13 protein-coding genes are annotated in these 16,640 nt (G+C 70.5%); all 13 read left to right on the forward strand.

The genetic code is table 11. From position 1 onward, the window contains the following. Positions 1 to 65 precede the first annotated feature (65 nt). Genes mraY through recG form a run of 13 tightly spaced genes read left to right on the forward strand, consistent with a single transcriptional unit; the run spans position 66 to position 16,357 of the window. Positions 66 to 1,193: a phospho-N-acetylmuramoyl-pentapeptide-transferase gene (gene mraY, locus VHR41_18110; GenBank protein HEX3236114.1), complete on the forward strand. Its 1,128-nt coding sequence runs from the start codon at positions 66 to 68 to the stop codon at positions 1,191 to 1,193. 2 nt (positions 1,194 to 1,195) lie between these two features. Then, positions 1,196 to 2,560, forward strand: a complete 1,365-nt coding sequence (gene murD / locus VHR41_18115; protein ID HEX3236115.1) for a UDP-N-acetylmuramoyl-L-alanine--D-glutamate ligase — start codon at positions 1,196 to 1,198, stop codon at positions 2,558 to 2,560. Beyond that, positions 2,557 to 3,801, forward strand: a complete 1,245-nt coding sequence (locus tag VHR41_18120; protein ID HEX3236116.1) for a putative peptidoglycan glycosyltransferase FtsW — start codon at positions 2,557 to 2,559, stop codon at positions 3,799 to 3,801. Before murD ends, VHR41_18120 begins: the two co-directional genes overlap by 4 nt. Then, entirely contained in the window at positions 3,798 to 4,919 is a 1,122-nt protein-coding gene (locus tag VHR41_18125; GenBank protein HEX3236117.1) for a UDP-N-acetylglucosamine--N-acetylmuramyl-(pentapeptide) pyrophosphoryl-undecaprenol N-acetylglucosamine transferase, read from the forward strand. The genes VHR41_18120 and VHR41_18125 overlap by 4 nt, the downstream gene beginning before the upstream one ends. Positions 4,920 to 4,969: 50 nt before the next feature. Beyond that, complete coding sequence (gene murC, locus VHR41_18130; GenBank protein HEX3236118.1) at positions 4,970 to 6,340, forward strand: UDP-N-acetylmuramate--L-alanine ligase; 1,371 nt, start codon at positions 4,970 to 4,972, stop codon at positions 6,338 to 6,340. After that, the gene (locus tag VHR41_18135) at positions 6,325 to 7,011 is read left to right on the forward strand and encodes an FtsQ-type POTRA domain-containing protein (GenBank protein HEX3236119.1); all 687 of its coding nucleotides are present in this window, start codon (positions 6,325 to 6,327) and stop codon (positions 7,009 to 7,011) included. Before murC ends, VHR41_18135 begins: the two co-directional genes overlap by 16 nt. Then, a complete protein-coding gene (gene ftsA, locus VHR41_18140; protein HEX3236120.1) occupies positions 7,008 to 8,261 on the forward strand; it encodes a cell division protein FtsA in 1,254 nt (417 codons plus the stop codon). The genes VHR41_18135 and ftsA overlap by 4 nt, the downstream gene beginning before the upstream one ends. 21 nt (positions 8,262 to 8,282) lie before the next feature. Further along, the gene (gene ftsZ / locus VHR41_18145; GenBank protein HEX3236121.1) at positions 8,283 to 9,467 is read left to right on the forward strand and encodes a cell division protein FtsZ; all 1,185 of its coding nucleotides are present in this window, start codon (positions 8,283 to 8,285) and stop codon (positions 9,465 to 9,467) included. Beyond that, positions 9,467 to 10,738, forward strand: a complete 1,272-nt coding sequence (locus VHR41_18150) for a M23 family metallopeptidase (GenBank protein ID HEX3236122.1) — start codon at positions 9,467 to 9,469, stop codon at positions 10,736 to 10,738. The genes ftsZ and VHR41_18150 overlap by 1 nt, the downstream gene beginning before the upstream one ends. 34 nt (positions 10,739 to 10,772) lie before the next feature. Next, the gene (locus VHR41_18155) at positions 10,773 to 11,510 is read left to right on the forward strand and encodes a 1-(5-phosphoribosyl)-5-[(5-phosphoribosylamino)methylideneamino] imidazole-4-carboxamide isomerase (protein HEX3236123.1); all 738 of its coding nucleotides are present in this window, start codon (positions 10,773 to 10,775) and stop codon (positions 11,508 to 11,510) included. Then, complete coding sequence (locus VHR41_18160) at positions 11,489 to 13,285, forward strand: hypothetical protein (GenBank protein HEX3236124.1); 1,797 nt, start codon at positions 11,489 to 11,491, stop codon at positions 13,283 to 13,285. Before VHR41_18155 ends, VHR41_18160 begins: the two co-directional genes overlap by 22 nt. Before the next feature lie 19 nt (positions 13,286 to 13,304). Next, a complete protein-coding gene (ftsY, locus tag VHR41_18165) occupies positions 13,305 to 14,243 on the forward strand; it encodes a signal recognition particle-docking protein FtsY (GenBank protein HEX3236125.1) in 939 nt (312 codons plus the stop codon). Positions 14,244 to 14,257: 14 nt separating this feature from the next. Beyond that, on the forward strand, positions 14,258 to 16,357 hold the full coding sequence (gene recG, locus VHR41_18170) for an ATP-dependent DNA helicase RecG (protein ID HEX3236126.1): 2,100 nt from the start codon (positions 14,258 to 14,260) through the stop codon (positions 16,355 to 16,357). Positions 16,358 to 16,640 lie beyond the last annotated feature (283 nt).

Raw genomic sequence — 16,640 nt, forward strand, 5'->3', positions numbered from 1 at the left:
CATACCGGGTTGAACGTATACTTCCACCGCTCGCAGCCCGCGCGAACCCCCCACGCTGAGGACCGATGTTCTATCACTGGCTCGCGCCGCTCGGCAAGACGTACATCATCTTCAACCTTTTCAACTACATCAGTTTTCGAGCGGCGGGCGCGACGGTGACGGCGTTGCTGCTGGCGTTCGTGGTGGGGCCGCCGGTCATCAACCGGCTGCGCGCGCGGAAAGTGGGGCAGGTGATACGGGCCGACGGCCCGGCCACCCATCAGTCCAAGCGCGGGACCCCCACCATGGGTGGCCTCGTCATCATCCTCGCCACCGTGGTGCCCACCTTGCTCTGGGCCCCGCTTACCAATCGCTTCGTCGTCGTCGCGATGCTGTCGATCCTCTGGATGGGATGCATCGGGTTCCTGGACGACTACCTCAAGATCGTGCAGGGAAAGTCGCGCGGCCTGGTGGCCCGGTGGAAGCTGGCGGGGCAGGTGAGCTTCGGCCTCCTGCTCGGACTGTTCCTGGTGTTCTTCCCCGTGGTTCCCAGGGACACCATCCCGGCGACCGCCACCTCGTTGCCGTTTTTCAAGTACCTGGTCGTCAACTTCGCTCCCTGGCTCTATGTCGTCTTCGTCACCCTGGTCATCACCGGCAGCAGCAACGCGGTCAACCTGACCGATGGACTCGATGGTCTCGCGACCGGCCTGGCCGGCATCGCCGCGGCGGCGTTCGCCACGTTCGCCTATTTGTTCGGGCGGGTGGATGTGACGAGCTACCTCAACCTGTTCTACCTGCCGGGCGCGGGAGAGCTCGCCGTATTCTGCGCGGCGCTGATGGGTGCCACCATCGGATTCCTCTGGTTCAACGCGCATCCGGCGCAGGTCTTTATGGGCGATACCGGCAGCCTCGCCATCGGTGGCGCGCTCGGCACGGTTGCGATCCTGCTGAAGGCGGAGTTTCTCCTGCTGCTCATCGGCGGCGTCTTCGCCGCGGAGGCGATCTCCGTGATTGTCCAGACCGGCACCTACAAGTGGCACAAGCGCACCCGGGGCAGGGAATACGCGGACGGCCACCGGGTCTTCCGGATGGCCCCGATTCACCACCACTTCGAGAAGCTCGGCTGGGCCGAGACGACGGTGGTCACCCGGTTCTATATCCTCGGGCTGCTCTGCGCGCTGGTGGCGCTCTCGACACTCAAGGTGCGCTGACCGTGCCGACGGCCGATCTGTTCACCCAATGGCAAGCCGCCGGCCGCGAGATCGCGGTGGTCGGGCTGGGCAAGAGCGGCGTCGCGGCAACCCTCCTCCTCCGGCGCCGGGAGATCCCAGTCTACGCTTCCGACAGCGGGCGCGGCCCGGTGTTCGACGAGTGGGCCACCCGGCTGCGCGAGACTGGCGCCGCTGTCGACCTCGGTGGCCACGATCTCGACCGGATCGGCCGCGCGTCGGCCGTGGTGGTGTCGCCCGGGGTTCCGCCCGACGTGCCGGCGCTCGAGGCGGCGCGCCGCAACGGACGGGAGATCTATGCGGAAGTCGACATCGGCTTCCTCGCCCTGGGAGGCTCGCGCTGCATCGGAATCACCGGCACCAACGGCAAGACCACCACCACCTCGCTCATCTCCCACATCCTGGTGGCGGGCGGGATCCGGGCGGAGACGGCCGGGAACATCGGCCGGCCGCTCTCCGAGGTGGCCCTGGTGAGCGATCCCCCGGAATGGCTGGCGCTCGAGCTCAGCTCGTTTCAACTGCACGACGCCCCGCACCTCGCGCCGGCCATCGGAGTGTTGACCAACCTCGCGCCCAACCACCTCGATCGCTACCACTCGCTGGAGGAGTACTACGGGGACAAGGCGCTGCTCTTCCGGAACGCCGGCCCGGAGTCGGTCTGGATCACCAACGCCGACGATGCCGCCGTGGAGACGATGGCCGCTGGAGTGGCCGGGCGGCATCTCCGGTTCTCCATCGAGCGAAGGGCCGAGGGCTGGTTCGACCGGACCGGCGCCCGCCTCATGCTGGGCGACGAGCCGCTGCTCCGCCGCGCCGAGCTGCCGCTCCTGGGGGACCACAACGTGGCGAACGCCCTCACGGCGGCGCTGGTGGCCGACACGCTCGGCTGTCCGCGTGAGCGAATCGCGGTGGGCCTCCGGAGCTTCCGAGCGATACCGCACCGGGTGGAGCCGGTTCGCGAGGTGGATGGGGTGCTATGGATCAACGATTCGAAATCCACCAATGTCACCTCGACCGAGGTGGCCATCGCGGCGATCGACCGGCCGTTCGTGCTCCTGCTCGGCGGCCGCCACAAAGGCGAGCCCTACACCCGCCTGGCGGAGCGGATGGGGACCCGCTGCCGCGCCGTGGTGGCGTACGGCGAGGCGGGGCCCATCGTGCGACAGGATCTCGCCGGCCTGGTCGAGGTGGTTCCCGCCGGCGACTTCGATGACGTGCTGGCGAGCGCGCGACGTCTCGCCCGGCCGGGCGACGCGGTGCTGCTCTCTCCCGCCTGCTCCAGCTACGACATGTTCCGGAACTACGAGGAGCGGGGCGCGCGGTTCCGCGCGGCGGTGGAGGCGATGTGATCGACCGTGCGGTTCGGCATCCTGGTGAGCTTCGGTGGGAGACCAGGCTTCTCGGCGTGGTCACCGTCGTGCTGCTCGCCTTCGGTGTGGCCGCCACCTACGGCGCCGCCAGCCTGGTGACGATGAAAGGGCAGAGCGTCGGCGTGGGATTCGCCGCCCGGCAGCTCAGTGGTGCCGCCATCGGCGGGATCCTGCTGCTCCTTGCCTCCCGGCAAGACTACTATCGCTGGCGGCAGCTCGCCTGGCCCCTGCTCCTGATGACGGTCGCCTTGCTGCTGATCCCCCTCCTGCCATTCACCCGCTCCATCGCGCCCTCGATCAACGGCGCCCGCCGGTGGATCGACCTGGGGCCGGTCAACTTTCAGCCGTCCGAGCTGGCCCGGCTGGTCGTGGTGATCTGGTGCGCCATGCTGGCATCCAAGAAGGGCGTGCAGGTCCGCGAGTTCCGCAAGGGCGTGGTGCCGTTCATCGTGGTGCTCGGCATCGTGTCGCTGCTGATCCTGCTGGAGCCGAACCTCTCGATGGCCACGCTGGTGGCGCTGCTCGGCGGATTGGTGCTCTTCACTTCTGGCGCCAAGATCGGCCACTTCATCCTGCTGGGCGGCGTCGGCGTCATCCTGGTCTTCCATCAGATCCGCGACGCCCAATACCGATTGGCGCGGCTGCTCACCTTCCTGAATCCGGGCGACGCCACCACCGAAGCGGGATTCCAGATCCATCAGTCGCTGGTCGGCATCGGCTCCGGCGGAGTGTTCGGCACCGGGTTCGGGATGGGACAGCAGAAACTGGGCTATCTACCGTATGCGTACTCCGATTTCCTTTTCAGCACCATCGGCGAGGAATGGGGCTTTGCCGGCGTGTGCCTGGTGGTCTTCCTGTTCACCCTCTTCTGCTGGCTGGGATTTCGGATCGCCAAGACCGCGGCGGACCCGTTCGGGCAGTATCTCGCGGTCGGACTCACCGCCACGATCGGGCTCACCGCGTTCATGCACATGGCGGTCTCACTGGGACTGATGCCGACGACGGGCCTGACCTTGCCGTTCATGTCCTACGGCAGGTCGAGCCAGGTCATCTCGCTGCTCGGCACCGGCATCCTCATCAACATCGGTCGGCTCAGGGGACGGCCCGCGCCGGGTAAACGGGACACCCGCGAGGCCGGAGACGCACGGGAGGGCCGGGACGCGCGGGACAGCCGGGAGGAGCGGGCCCGCTCCGACTCGAGGCGAAAGCCAGACCGATGATCGAACGGCTCGATGACGAGCGGACTGCCGCCAAGCGGGTCCTGATCGCCGGCGGTGGCACCGGCGGTCACCTCATGCCCGCGCTCGCGATCGCGGCCGCCATCCGCGACCGGCTCCCTCAGATCGAGCCGGTGCTGGTGGGAGCCGTCCGCGGGGTCGAAGCCCGGATCCTTCCCACCCGCGAATTTCGCTACCACCTGCTGCCTGCCGAGCCGATCTACCGGAACGCCTGGTGGCGCAACGCGCGCTGGCCGCTCATCGCGGGCCGTCTGCTGCGGGAGGTGTCCTGGGTCTTCGAGGAGGAGCGGCCGGTCGGGGTGCTGGGCACCGGCGGCTACGCCTCCGGCCCGGTGGTCTGGTGGGCCGCGCGGCACGACACACCGGCCGCGATCCAGGAACAGAACGCCTATCCCGGACTCGCCACCCGCTGGCTGAGCCGCCGGGTGCGCCACGTCTACCTGGGCCTGCCCGAGGCGCGCCGGCTGCTCCGCTTCGGCCGCCGCACGACCGTGTTCGACACCGGCAACCCGATCACGCCGCCCGTCCCTGCCCGCCGGGCCGGTGCGCTGGGCCGATTCGGACTCGGTTCCGGCCGGCGCGTGGTGTTGATCACCGGTGGCAGCCAGGGCGCGTTGCCGATCAACCGTGCCGTCGCCGGCTGGCTCGAAGCCGGCGGCGCGCGAGATATCACGGTGCTGTGGGTGACCGGTCGCGCGACGCACGAGGAGTTTGCCCGCTTTCACCAGCCGCCGGCCGTGCAGGTCATCGACTTTCTGGATCCGATGGCCGATGGCTACGCGGTGGCGGATCTGGTGGTGTCGCGGGCGGGGATGATCACCGTGGCCGAGCTCTGCGCCTGGGGGCTCCCGAGCATCCTGGTGCCGCTCCCGACCGCGGCGGCCGATCACCAGACCTACAACGCCCGGGTCCTGGCCTCGGCAGGCGCGGCATTGCAACTGTCCCAGAAGGACCTGACCCCGGCCACGCTGGGCGCGCAGGTCGACCGGTTATTGGGCGATCCCGACGCCCGGTCGGCGATGGCGGCGGGTGCGCTCGCCCGCGGGAAGCCGGCGGCCGCTGACGATATAGTGTCCAATTTCTCGACACTGTTCCGCTGAGCGACGGACTTTCAGAACCCGCAGCAACTACTTACATTAGCTGATCCATCATGAACTTGTTCAACCCCGCGGATAGCCGTCCTGTTCACTTTGTCGGAATCGGCGGCGCCGGCATGAGTGCGCTTGCGCTGATCGCCGTCCGCCGCGGGATTGCCGTGAGCGGGTGCGACGCCGACCCGAGCGGCGCCGCCGATCTGGCCGCGATGGGCGTGCCCATCTTCCAGGGGCACGATCCTGCCCACCTCGAAGGAGTGCGTGCGGTGGTCGTCACGGCCGCGGTGGTGGCCGGCCATCCCGAGCTGGAGCGCGCGCACGCGCTCGGCCTCCCGGTGGTCCCGCGGAAGGAGGCGCTCGCCGCACTCATCGGACGGGCACGCTCGGTGGCGGTCGCGGGAACGCATGGAAAGACCACGACTACGGTGATGACCACGGAAGCGCTGACGGCCGCGGGCCTGGCGCCGACCGGCATCGCCGGCGGACGGGTGAGCGCCTGGGGTGGCAACGCGCGGCTGGCCAGCGACGAGCTGTTCGTGGTCGAGGCGGACGAGTTCGACAAGGCGTTCCTCACGCTTCACCCGACGGTGGCCGTGGTGAACAACGTCGAGCCCGATCATCTGGAGTGCTACGGCTCGCTGGCCGCTCTGGAGGACGCCTTCGTGGAGTTCGCCGGGCGAGCTGCCACCGCCATCGTGAGCGCGGACGATCCCGGGGCTCGCCGGATAGCGGGAAGGCTCCGGACCGGGGCCCGGAAGTTCGGTTTCGCGGCGGACGCGGAGGTGCGGATCTCCGATGTGGTGCAGCGGGCCGACCGCACCGAGGCGCGGGTCACCTTCCAGGGGCGTGGGGCCGTGCCGCTCCGGCTCAAGGTGCCGGGAGTGCACAACCTGCGGAACGCCGTGGCCGCGCTGGCGGCGGTCGAGGCGCTGGGCGGAAACCTCTCGGCGGCCGCGGAGGCGCTGGGCGCGTTCGAGGGGGTCGGCCGCCGATTCGAGCGCCTGGGCGAGCATGGCGGGGTGGCGGTGGTCGATGACTACGCGCACCACCCCTCGGAGCTCTCGGCGACGCTGTCCGCCGCCCGGCAGGCGTTTCCCAGCCGGCGGCTGGTCGCGGTCTTTCAGCCGCATCTCTACTCCCGCACCGAGGCGCACGGGGAGGCCATGGGGGCGGCGCTGGCGGAGGCCGATCTGGTCTTCGTCACCGAAGTCTACGCGGCGCGGGAGCAGCCGATCGCGGGCGTGAGCGGCCGGCAGGTTGCCGATGCGGCGCGCCGGGCCGGCGCCGATGCGCGATTCGAGCCCGCCAGGGCGGCGGTCGGCCGGCAGGTGTTCGAGTCGCTGCAGCCAGGCGACGTGGTCCTCACGCTCGGAGCGGGTGACATCACCCGCGTCGGCCCCGAGCTGGTGCAGTGGCTGGGCGCCTGAGGCCATTAGGGAAGCTGCTCGGCGCCGCCGGACTCTGCGCGGCCGTCTGGCTCGGTGCACCTCCGCTCCTCCGCGAGCTCGAGTTCTTTCGCGTGAGGCGGGTGGAGATCAGCGGATTGCAGTATCTTGAACCGTCCAAGGTGATCGCCGCCTTGCGCCTTTCGTCCAAGGCGAGCGTGTTCGACGATCCGGCGCCGCTCGCCCGCCGGGTGCTCGCGCTGCCGGGTGTCACCGCCGCCGAGGTCGGACGCCACGTGCCGGGCACCTTGCTGGTCGAGGTGAGCGAGGCGGTGCCGGTGGCACTCGCTCCTCGTGGCGACGGCCTCGCAATGGTGGACGCGGGCGGCCGGGTGCTCCCGTTCGATCCGGCGGCCGCGGCGCCGGATCTCCCGCTGGCGGGCTCGGCGGACCCGGTCCTGGCCGGCGTGCTCGCGACGGTGCGCGACTCCGATCTCGACCTGTTCGGGCGCATCGATGCCGCCTGGCGAGTTGGTCCGGATGTGGTGCTGGAGGTGGATGGGCGGCGCCTCTGGTTCGGGGCGCGGGTTTCCGCGGAGGACATTCGAGCGGTGATGGCGGTGGCGCAGGCGCTGGCCCGGCAAGGGCGCGCATACCAGGAACTCGACGGGCGCGTCGCCGGCCAGGTGATCGTGCGGGGCGCGCGGGCGTGAGCGCGCAGCCCCAGCGGCTGGTGGCCGCGCTCGACCTCGGATCGACCAAAGTGGTGGCCCTCATCGCCGAAGTGACCGGCAGCCCGCGCGACGTGGGGGCCCGGATCCTGGGCGTCGGAGTGGAGCGGAGCAACGGCAGCCGCCGGGGCGTGGTGCGGGACATCGAGGAGACCACCCGCGCCATCGACAAGGCGATGAAGGGCGCCCAGCGGATGGCTGGGGTCGAGGTGGGCTCGACCTATTGCGGCATCGCGGGCGAGCACGTGGCGGGCAGGAGCTCCCACGGGATGGTGTCGGTCACCGGCGACGAGATCCGCACCAGCGACGTCGCCCGGGTGAACGACATGGCGAGCAACATCAGCTTCGGGCGGGACCACGAGCTGCTGCACGCCATCCCCCAGGACTACCTGATCGATCAGCAGGGCGGGATCAACGAGCCGATCGGCATGACCGGCTCCCGGCTCGAGGCCGAGGTCTATCTCGTCACCGTGCTGTCGAGCGTGCTGCAGAACCTGAGGAAGTGCGTGGAGCGGGCGGGCTATCACGTCGCCGAGTTCGTGCTGGAGCCCCTGGCCGCCTCACTCGCCGTGCTGACCCCGGACGAGATCGAGCTGGGCTGCGCCATCGTGGAGCTGGGCGGCGGCAGCACCAACGTTTCGATCTTTCACAACGGGAAGATCCGGCACACCGGATCGCTGCTCTGCGCCGGCGGACACGTCACCGCGGACATCGTGCATGGGCTCCAGGTCACCCAGCTCGACGCGGAGCGGCTGAAGGAGCGATTCGGCGCCGGATTCGAGCCGCTGGTGCCCGAGAGCGATGTCTTCGATCTGCCGAGCACGCCCGGACAGGGCCCGCGCAACGCGCAGCGACGGGTGCTCGCGCACATCATGCACATGCGGTTGCAGGAAGTGCTGGAGTACGCGCTCGACGAGATGACGCGCGCAGGCTATCATCAGCGCTTACCCGCTGGAGTGATCCTCACCGGAGGTGGCGCACTGACCCCGGGCATCGTCGAGCTCGCCCGCGAGGTCTTCGCGCTCCCGGCCCGTTGTGGAATCCCCGGGCAGCGGCTGCGTGGGTTGGCGGACAGCGTTGAATCACCGCGGATGGCCGTACCGGCTGGCCTGGTCCTCTATGGCGCGCGGCAGGTCGCGCTGAGCGGCGGGCTGGGGACCGGCGGCCGGAAATCGCCCGCGGTCGAGAAGGTGCTCGCTCCGGTGAAACGGTGGCTCCAGGACTTCTTCTGAGTCGGGCCGAGGAAACAAACCATGATCTTTGAGCTGGAAGAGAGCGGGGTCCAGACCGCCCGGATGAAGGTGATCGGGGTGGGTGGCGGCGGCGGCAACGCCGTCAATCGCATGATCGAGGACCAGCTGGGCGGAGTCGAGTTCATCTCGGTGAACACCGACGCGCAGGCGCTGGCGATGTCGAAATCGGACATCAAGATCCAGATCGGCCGAAAGCTCACCCGCGGGCTGGGGGCGGGCGCGCGGCCCGAGATCGGCCGCCAGGCGATCGAGGAGACGCGCGACGAGGTCTGTCAGTCGGTCCAGGGCGCGGACATGGTCTTCGTGACCTGCGGCATGGGCGGCGGGACCGGTACCGGGGCGGCACCGGTGGTGGCCCAGATGGCCCGAGAATCCGGGGCGCTCACCGTGGGCATCGTCACCAAGCCGTTCCTCTTCGAGGGGCGGCGGCGGATGAAGCAGGCCGAGCTGGGCATCGCGGAGCTCAGGAAGCACGTGGACACCATGATCGTGGTGCCCAACGAACGACTCCTCGCTGTCGTGGGCAAAGGGATCCCCTTCCAGGACGCGCTCAAGAAGGCCGACGAGGTCCTGCTTCACGCCACTCAGGGCATCGCCAGCCTCATCACCAGCACCGGCATCATCAATGTGGACTTCGCCGACGTCCGCACCGTCATGCAGAACGGCGGCGCCGCGCTGATGGGCACCGGCATCGGGCGGGGCGAGAGCCGGGCGCTGGAGGCGGCCCAGCAGGCGATCTCCAGCCCGCTGCTCGACAACGTCTCCATCGCCGGGGCCACCGGCGTGCTGATCAACATCATCGGCGGGGATGACCTCACGCTGGGCGAAACCACCCAGATCAACGACATCATTCACGACGCGGTGGGCGACGAGGCCGAGATCATCTTCGGCGCCGGGAACGACGCGGCGATGCACGGCGAGGTGCGGGTGACCGTCATCGCCACTGGCTTCGACCGCGCGGTGGCCAGCGACCCGCCGCTCAGCCGCGCCTCCGGCGCCGCGGGCGTCCTCAACTTCCCGGCCCAGCGCCCGCCGCGTCCCTCGGCGCCTGCCATGCCCGCGCCGCAGACCGCGGCCAATCCGACGCCCCGCGCGGCTCCGCGGATGCCGCACAGCCCGCCGTCCGGCACGACCGACGTGCCCGAGATGGAGATCCCCACCTTCATCCGACGGCAGATGGACTGATGTCGTTCGGGCGTTTCTCCGGCGGCCCCCGGCGTATCCTGGGGGCCGTCCTGTCGGTCGGCATCATCGCGGCCGCGCTCGCCGGCGCGGCGCGATTCTCCCGAGCGCGCCAGACGCCGGTCAGCCGGCCGGCCGTGGCACCGGCGGCCGTGGATCTCTCGGCCGAAACGGTCGATACCCTCCATCGAGGCGAGACGATCTCCGACGTGTTCGCGCGCCACGGTGTGGTGGATCTCGATCTCTCCCGCATCGACCCCGCGCTCGCGCTGGACCCGCGGCGGCTCCGCCCCGGCCTGGTGCTGAGCTTCCGCCAGGGGCCGGCCGATTCGTTCCCCAACCGCATTACGGTCCGGAGCGCGCCGGAGCACCGGGTCAGCTTCCAGCGGGTGGCCGATCACTGGGACTCCGCCGTCGAGCCGATCCAGTGGCGGCCGGAACAGGTGCGCATCGAAGGCGCCATCGACAACTCGCTGTACGAGGCACTGGACGCGCAGGTCGGCGACGACCAGCTCGACGCGGCCGACCGGCAGCGGCTGGCCTGGGACCTGGCCGACGTCTACGCCTGGCAGGTCGACTTCACCCGTGACATTCAGGCGGGCGACCGGTTCCAGGTGCTGTTCGAGCGGCTCATCTCCGAGGATGGCGAGGTGCGCTTCGGCCGGGTGCTCGCGAGCGACCTCACCATGTCGGGGAAGAGCCTCACCGCCTTCCGCTACGAGGGTGAGGGCCGTCCCGCGTTCTACGACGCGAATGGCAACTCCCTCCGCCGCGCCTTCCTCCGTGCACCGGTGCAGTTCCGCCGCATCTCATCCGGGTTCGCCCGGTCGCGATTTCACCCGATTCTCGGCTTGACCCGGCGCCACGAGGGCACCGACTACGCCGCCGCACCGGGTACGCCGGTCATGGCCGCCGGCGATGGGGTGGTGCTGCGTGCCGGGTGGGCCGGTGGCTACGGCAACCTGATCGAGATTCGCCATCGCAGTGGCATCACCACGCGCTACGGTCATCTCCGCGGCTTTGCCCGGGGAGTTCGGGGCGGCGCTTGGGTGCAGCAGGGGCAGATCATCGGGTACGTCGGATCCACCGGCCTGGCCAGCGGCCCGCACCTGCACTACGAGTTTCGGGTGAACGGAGTGGCCAAGGACTCCCGCCGGGTCGAGCTCGGCAACGGCGCGCCGATCAGCCCTGGCCAGCGGCCGGCGTTCGAGCTGGAGCGGGACCGCCTGCTGCTGCTGCTGCATCCCCGATCGACCGTCGCGATCGGCTCCTAACCGCGGGCACGTGGCGCCGGGCCCGCCGCCTCCCTTGGACCTCTTCCCAGCCATCGACATTCGGAGCGGTCGGGTCGTCCGCCTGAGCCAGGGCGAGACGGCGCGGGAAACCGTCTATGGGCACGACCCGGTCGCGGTCGCGGCGCGGTTCGCCGAGCAGGGCACGCCCTGGATCCACCTGGTGGACCTCGATCGGGCGTTCGGGGATGGGGAGAACGACGCGGTGGTCCGCCGGGTGGTGGACGCGGTCAGCGCCAGCGTGCGGGTCCAGCTGGGCGGCGGCTTTCGCTCGCTCGACCGGATCCGGCAGGCGCGCGACCTGGCGGTCGCGCGCGTCGTGGTCGGCACCAGCGCGGCGATCGATCCGGAGTTCGTGCCGGCGGCGTCCGAGATCCTCGGTCCGGCGCGGATGGCGGTGGGGATCGATGCGCGGGACGGCTGGGTGGCGCTGCGCGGCTGGACCGAGACCTCCACGCTTCGCCCAGAGGAGCTCGCCCGAAGGGTGGTTGGGCAGGGAGTCACCACGTTGATCTATACCGACGTGGCGCGCGACGGTCTGCTGGGCGGGCCCGACATCCCGGGAGCGGTGAGTCTGCAGCAGACGGGTGGCGGCCACGTGATCGCGAGCGGCGGCGTGGCCAGCCTCGATGATATCCGAGCCGTGAGACGGGCCGGCCTGGCGGGTGTCGTGGTGGGTCGGGCGCTCTATGAAGGGACGCTCGGCCTGGCCGATGCGCTCGAGGCCGCGGGATGCGCGTCGCGCTCGTCATAGCACTGGCGCTGGCGCTGGCCGCGTTCACCTACCTGCGGCTGGAGCGGACCGGCGCGCGCGGCTGGGTGCCGCTCGCCTGCCGCGCGCTCGCCTGGTCGGCACTCGGGCTGCTGCTGCTCAACGTGAGCTGCCCCGTGGCGGCCGCTCCACGCCGGCCGCTGGTGCTACTCGACGCCTCGCTGAGCATGGGTGGTCCCGGGGGCAGGTGGGCGGAGGCCCGCGACTCGGCCTATCGCCGGGGCGACGTGCGCCGCTTCGGCGACGAGCGGCCGGGCGACGACTCGGCGGCATCGCGTGGGCGCTCGCTCCTGGCACCGGCCCTCATCGCGGCGTCCGCCTCCGACCGGCCCGTGATCGTGGTGACCGACGGCGAGATCGAGGATGCCGGCGATCTGCCGCCGGATCTGCTCGCCAGGGCTGGAGTCCGGCTCTTTCCCCGCGCGGCCCGACCCGACGTCGCGATCACCCGAGTGACTGGGCCGGCGCGGGTGACCGCCGGGGACTCGATCCCGCTGGACGTCGAAGTGTCCGCCGTCGGAGGCGGGGCGCCCGACAGCGTGGTGGTGCAGGCGATGGCGGGAAAGACCCGGCTCGCCAGCCGCATCGTGCGGCTCCATGCCGGGGGCGGCCGGATCCATCTCACCCTCGGCTCGGCGGCGATCGGCACCGGCGAGCAGGTGCTGCGGATCTCGCTGGCCCATTGGAGCGACGCCGAGCCGCGCACCGATACCCGGCTCCATCTCGTCACCATCGCCCCGACGCCGGGCGTGGTGCTGCTGGCCGGCTCGGCAGACTGGGATGCGCGCTTTCTGTACCGCACCTTGCGCGAAGTCGCCCAGCTTCCGGTGCGCGGGTTCGTGCGGCTCGACCCCGACCGCTGGCGCTCGATGGCGGATCTGTCGGTGGTGCCGGCGGCGCAGGTTCGCCAGGCGGCCCGCCGCGCGGACCTGCTCATCCAGAAGGGCGGCGTTGGCCGGCTGGCGGAAGGGACGGCGGCGCGTGGCATCTGGAGCTGGCCCGCCGGCCAGGAACGTCAGACCCAGATCGCCGGCGACTGGTACCTGGTCCCTGCCGAAGGATCACCCGTTTCCGGCGCCTTTCTCGGCCAGCCCGTGGATTCCTTCCCACCCGCGATTCAGCTCAGCACGCTCGAGACCGCGCCCGGCGACTGGATCGCCCTCAACGCCCAGCTCGGCCGCCGGGGTGCGCAGCGGCCGGCGGTATTCGGACGGCAGGAGGGGCGGGTCCGCCGGGTGTTCGTCGCGGTCGACGGCCTCTGGCGGTGGGCGTTCCGCGGCGGCTCGAGCGAGCAGAGCTATCGGGCATGGGTGGCATCCACCGCGAGCTGGCTGTTGGGCGGGGCCGACTCGGCCCGCGGGGCCGCGAGGCCGGTGCGAGCGGTGGTCAGCAACGGGAGGCCCGTCATTTTCGAGTGGGTCGCCACCGGCACCCCGGAGCCGCTCGGCATTGGCTGGAGCGGTAACGGGGCGGCGCGGACCGATACGCTCCGGTTCGACGGCGCCGGCACAGCCACGGTCTGGCTTGCCCCGGGCGAGTATCAGTACCGGCTGGCCACGGGGGGCAACGGCACCGTGGCGGTGGAGGAGTATTCCGACGAGCTGCTGCCACGGCCGGCGACGCTTGCGGCGCACCAGGCGCGTGCCGGACGCGCCACCGGTCGGAGTGCTGCCCGGGACTGGATCTGGCTTTTCGGCCTCTGCGTCCTCGGGCTGGCCGGCGAGTGGCTCGGGCGGAGAAGACTGGGGCTGCGCTAGGAGGGGTGTAAGTTTGGGCATGGCAAACGGTAGACTGATCGACAGGAAAGACAGCCTCTGGTCGCGCATCAAACGCGTCGCGCTCACCGATGTCGGGGCCCTCATGCGGGGTCTCAACGCCGACGACATCGAGAACCTGGAGCGGGTGCTGATCGAGGCCGATTTCGGGGTCACCGCCACGGTGGAGCTCACTCAGGCGCTGGAGGACGAGGTGCGCCGGGGCAAGCTCAAGACCGAGGCCGACCTCCGGCGCTCGCTGGAAGGGCGGCTCGCGGGCATGCTGCAGGCCGAGGGGCAGCCGGGCGTCATCGCCCGCGCGGAAAGCGGGCTTACGGTCATTCTGGTCGTGGGTGTGAACGGCACCGGCAAAACCACCAGCGTGGCCAAGCTCGCCCGGCGGCTGCAGCGCGAAGGGCGCAAGGTGCTCCTTGCCGCGGCCGACACCTACCGCGCCGGCGCCATCAGCCAGCTCCAGGTCTGGGCCGAGCGGCTGGGTGCCGCCTCCGTGGCGGGCGCGCCAGGTGGGGATCCCGCGGCCGTGGCGTTCGACGCCATCGATGCAGCGGCGTCCCGCGGCCTCGACACCGTGATCATCGATACCGCGGGCCGGCTGCACACCCAGGAAGGCCTCATGGACGAGCTGCGGAAGGTGGTCCGCGTGGTATCGCGCAGGCTGCCGGGCGCGCCTCACGAAACGCTGCTGGTGCTGGACGGCACCGTGGGCCAGAACGCCGTGCAGCAGGGGCGGCTCTTCGCGGAGGCGGTCAAGCCCACTGGGGTCATCGTCACCAAGCTCGATGGAAGCGCCCGGGGTGGGGCGGTGGCCGCGTTGCGACGTGAGCTCGGCCTGCCCATCCGCTTTCTCGGCGTGGGCGAGGAGCTGGACGATCTCCAGCCGTTCGAGCCGCAGCGATTCGCCCAACACCTGTTGTCCGAGGCTCCCGCCGGAGCCCGCTGACCGGGCCTGCCCCGATGCCGCCCAGAGCCACCCGGGAAGGTCAGTCGCTCAGGCTGGATACGCCGGTCAAGTTCCTCAAGGGCATCGGCGAGCGCCGCGCCGAGCAGCTCGAGCGGCTGGACATCCGCACCGCACGCGATCTCCTGTGGCACCTTCCCCATCGCTACATCGACGCATCCACCGTCACTCCCCTGGTCCGTGCCGAGGTGGGGCAGGAGGTAGCCTGCGTCGGCCGGGTGATGGCCAAGGGCGTGGTGCCGACCCGGCGCGGGCTTCGGATCTTTCATGCGGTGCTGCGGGACGATAGCGGCGTGCTGGAGTGCGTCTGGCCAGGACAGGCGTTTCTCGACCGGACGATCGCGGTGGGACAGACGCTGCTGGTATCCGGGCCGGTGCGCTTCTATCACGGCCGGCAGATGGCGCCCCGCGAGTTCGTCATTCTGTCGGATGCCGACTCGGAGGAAGAATCAGAGCCGCTGGCCGCCGGCAAGGTGCTGCCGGTCTACCCGGCCACCGAGGGCTTGAGCCACAAGGTGCTCCGTGGGCTGATCGAGCGGCACCTGGATGGGTTGATCGCCCTATCCGAGGATGTCCTGCCAGAGCAGCTCCGCCGGTCGCTCGAGCTGCCCACGCTGGCGGACGCGCTCCGCGCCGTCCATCGTCCGGCCACGGCCGCCGAAGCAGAGCTGGGCCGCCGTCGGCTCGCCTTCGACGAGCTCCTCGACCTGCAGCTGATGCTGATCCGCGCGCGCACCGTGGCCAAACGTCATCGGACCGGCGTCGCGTTCACCGTGAAGCGAGACCTCACCACTCGGCTCAAGACCAGCCTCCCCTGGGAGCTCACCGCGGATCAGCAGCAGGCGCTCCGGGAGATCACTGCCGACATGACCTCGCCAGACCGGATGCACCGGCTCCTGATGGGCGACGTGGGCACCGGGAAGACGGTGGTGGCGCTCTTCGCCATGCTGCTGGCGTTGGAGAACGATTATCAGGCCGCGCTGATGGCACCGACCGAGCTGCTGGCCGAGCAACACGCGGATACGCTGGAACGGCTGCTTGCGCCGGTATCGATTCGCCCGGAGCTCCTGCTGGGGCGGCAGACGGCGGCGGAGAAGACCGCGGTGCGCGCGCGCCTGGCATCGGGGCAGGCACGGCTCGCCATCGGCACCCACGCGCTCATGCAGGAGAGCGTCTCGTTCCGCGGGCTGGGCCTGGTGGTGATCGACGAACAGCACCGGTTCGGGGTGGAGCAGCGGGCGGCGCTGATCGGCAAGGGAGCGGCACCCGACGTACTGCTGCTCACCGCCACGCCGATCCCCCGTTCGCTCGCGCTCACGCTCTACGGCGATCTGGACGTGTCCACCATTCGGCATCGGCCGCCCGGCCGCGGCCACGTCCGCAGCGCACTGCGCACCGGCGGGCAGCGCGAGCGGGTGCTGGAGTTCGTGCGTGGAGAGTGCAGCAAGGGGCGGCAGGCCTACGTGGTGCTGCCGGTCATCGAGGAGTCCGAGCGGGCCGACGTGCGTGCCGCCAGCACCATGGCCCAGACCCTCGCGGCCCGCTGGCCCGAGCTCCGGGTCGGACTGGTGCATGGGCGGCTCAAGGCCGAAGAGCGGGACGGGGTGATGCGCGGGTTTCGCGCGGGCGAGTTGGACGTGCTGGTGGCCACGACGGTGATCGAGGTGGGGATCGACGTCCCCAACGCCACGATCATGCTGGTCGAGCATCCCGAGCGCTTCGGGCTGGCACAGCTGCATCAGCTGCGCGGCCGGATCGGGCGCGGCCAGGATGAAAGCTTCTGTATCCTGCTCTCCGAGGGCCCGGCGCCGGAGCGGCTGCACGCGTTCGCGGCCACCCAGGACGGCTTCCGGATCGCCGAGCTGGACTTGGAGGAGCGGGGGATGGGCGACCTGATCGGCGCGCGTCAGTCGGGTGGGTTCGAGCTCCGCCACGCCCGGCTGCCGGCGGACGACGACCTGCTGACCCGGGCCCGCGCGCTCGCCGTCCGACTCATCGACGCCGACCCGGCGCTGCAGCGGGTGGAGAACCAGCGGCTCCGGGAGCGCGCGGTGGGGCGGTATCCGCGGGCGGTGGAGCTGTTCCGGGTGGGGTAGGGGTGCGGGTCGGTCATCATCAGCGGCGGGGCCGTGCGCGGACATCCTCTTTAGCCCAGGTTCTCCTGAATGAACCGGGGGCTGAGATGCACATCGAGCTGCACCAGCGGCCCGTCGCTATGCAGCGGAAACCGTGGACCTCTCCGGCCTTGATGACACAATGTCACCGGCACCGCCTCGGATGCACCGCCGATCAGCAGGGCGGAGCCGACTTTGGATGCTCCGAGCTTCACATTCGGCCTGCCCTCGGGGCTCATCAATCGCAACAGCACCGTTTGCGGTG

The organism is Gemmatimonadales bacterium (assembly GCA_036265815.1).
Classification (GTDB): Bacteria; Gemmatimonadota; Gemmatimonadetes; order Gemmatimonadales; family GWC2-71-9; genus CAVVWJ01.

Excerpts from the sequence above, each read along its gene's own strand:
- VHR41_18125 (HEX3236117.1), top strand. The coding sequence starts at position 3,798 with ATGATCGAACGGCTCGATGACGAGCGGACTGCCGCCAAGCGGGTCCTG.
- VHR41_18150 (HEX3236122.1), top strand. The coding sequence starts at position 9,467 with ATGTCGTTCGGGCGTTTCTCCGGCGGCCCCCGGCGTATCCTGGGGGCC.
- ftsZ (HEX3236121.1), top strand. The coding sequence starts at position 8,283 with ATGATCTTTGAGCTGGAAGAGAGCGGGGTCCAGACCGCCCGGATGAAG.
- mraY (HEX3236114.1), top strand. The coding sequence starts at position 66 with ATGTTCTATCACTGGCTCGCGCCGCTCGGCAAGACGTACATCATCTTC.
- murC (HEX3236118.1), top strand. The coding sequence starts at position 4,970 with ATGAACTTGTTCAACCCCGCGGATAGCCGTCCTGTTCACTTTGTCGGA.
- recG (HEX3236126.1), top strand. The coding sequence starts at position 14,258 with ATGCCGCCCAGAGCCACCCGGGAAGGTCAGTCGCTCAGGCTGGATACG.
- VHR41_18160 (HEX3236124.1), top strand. The coding sequence starts at position 11,489 with ATGCGCGTCGCGCTCGTCATAGCACTGGCGCTGGCGCTGGCCGCGTTC.
- ftsY (HEX3236125.1), top strand. The coding sequence starts at position 13,305 with ATGGCAAACGGTAGACTGATCGACAGGAAAGACAGCCTCTGGTCGCGC.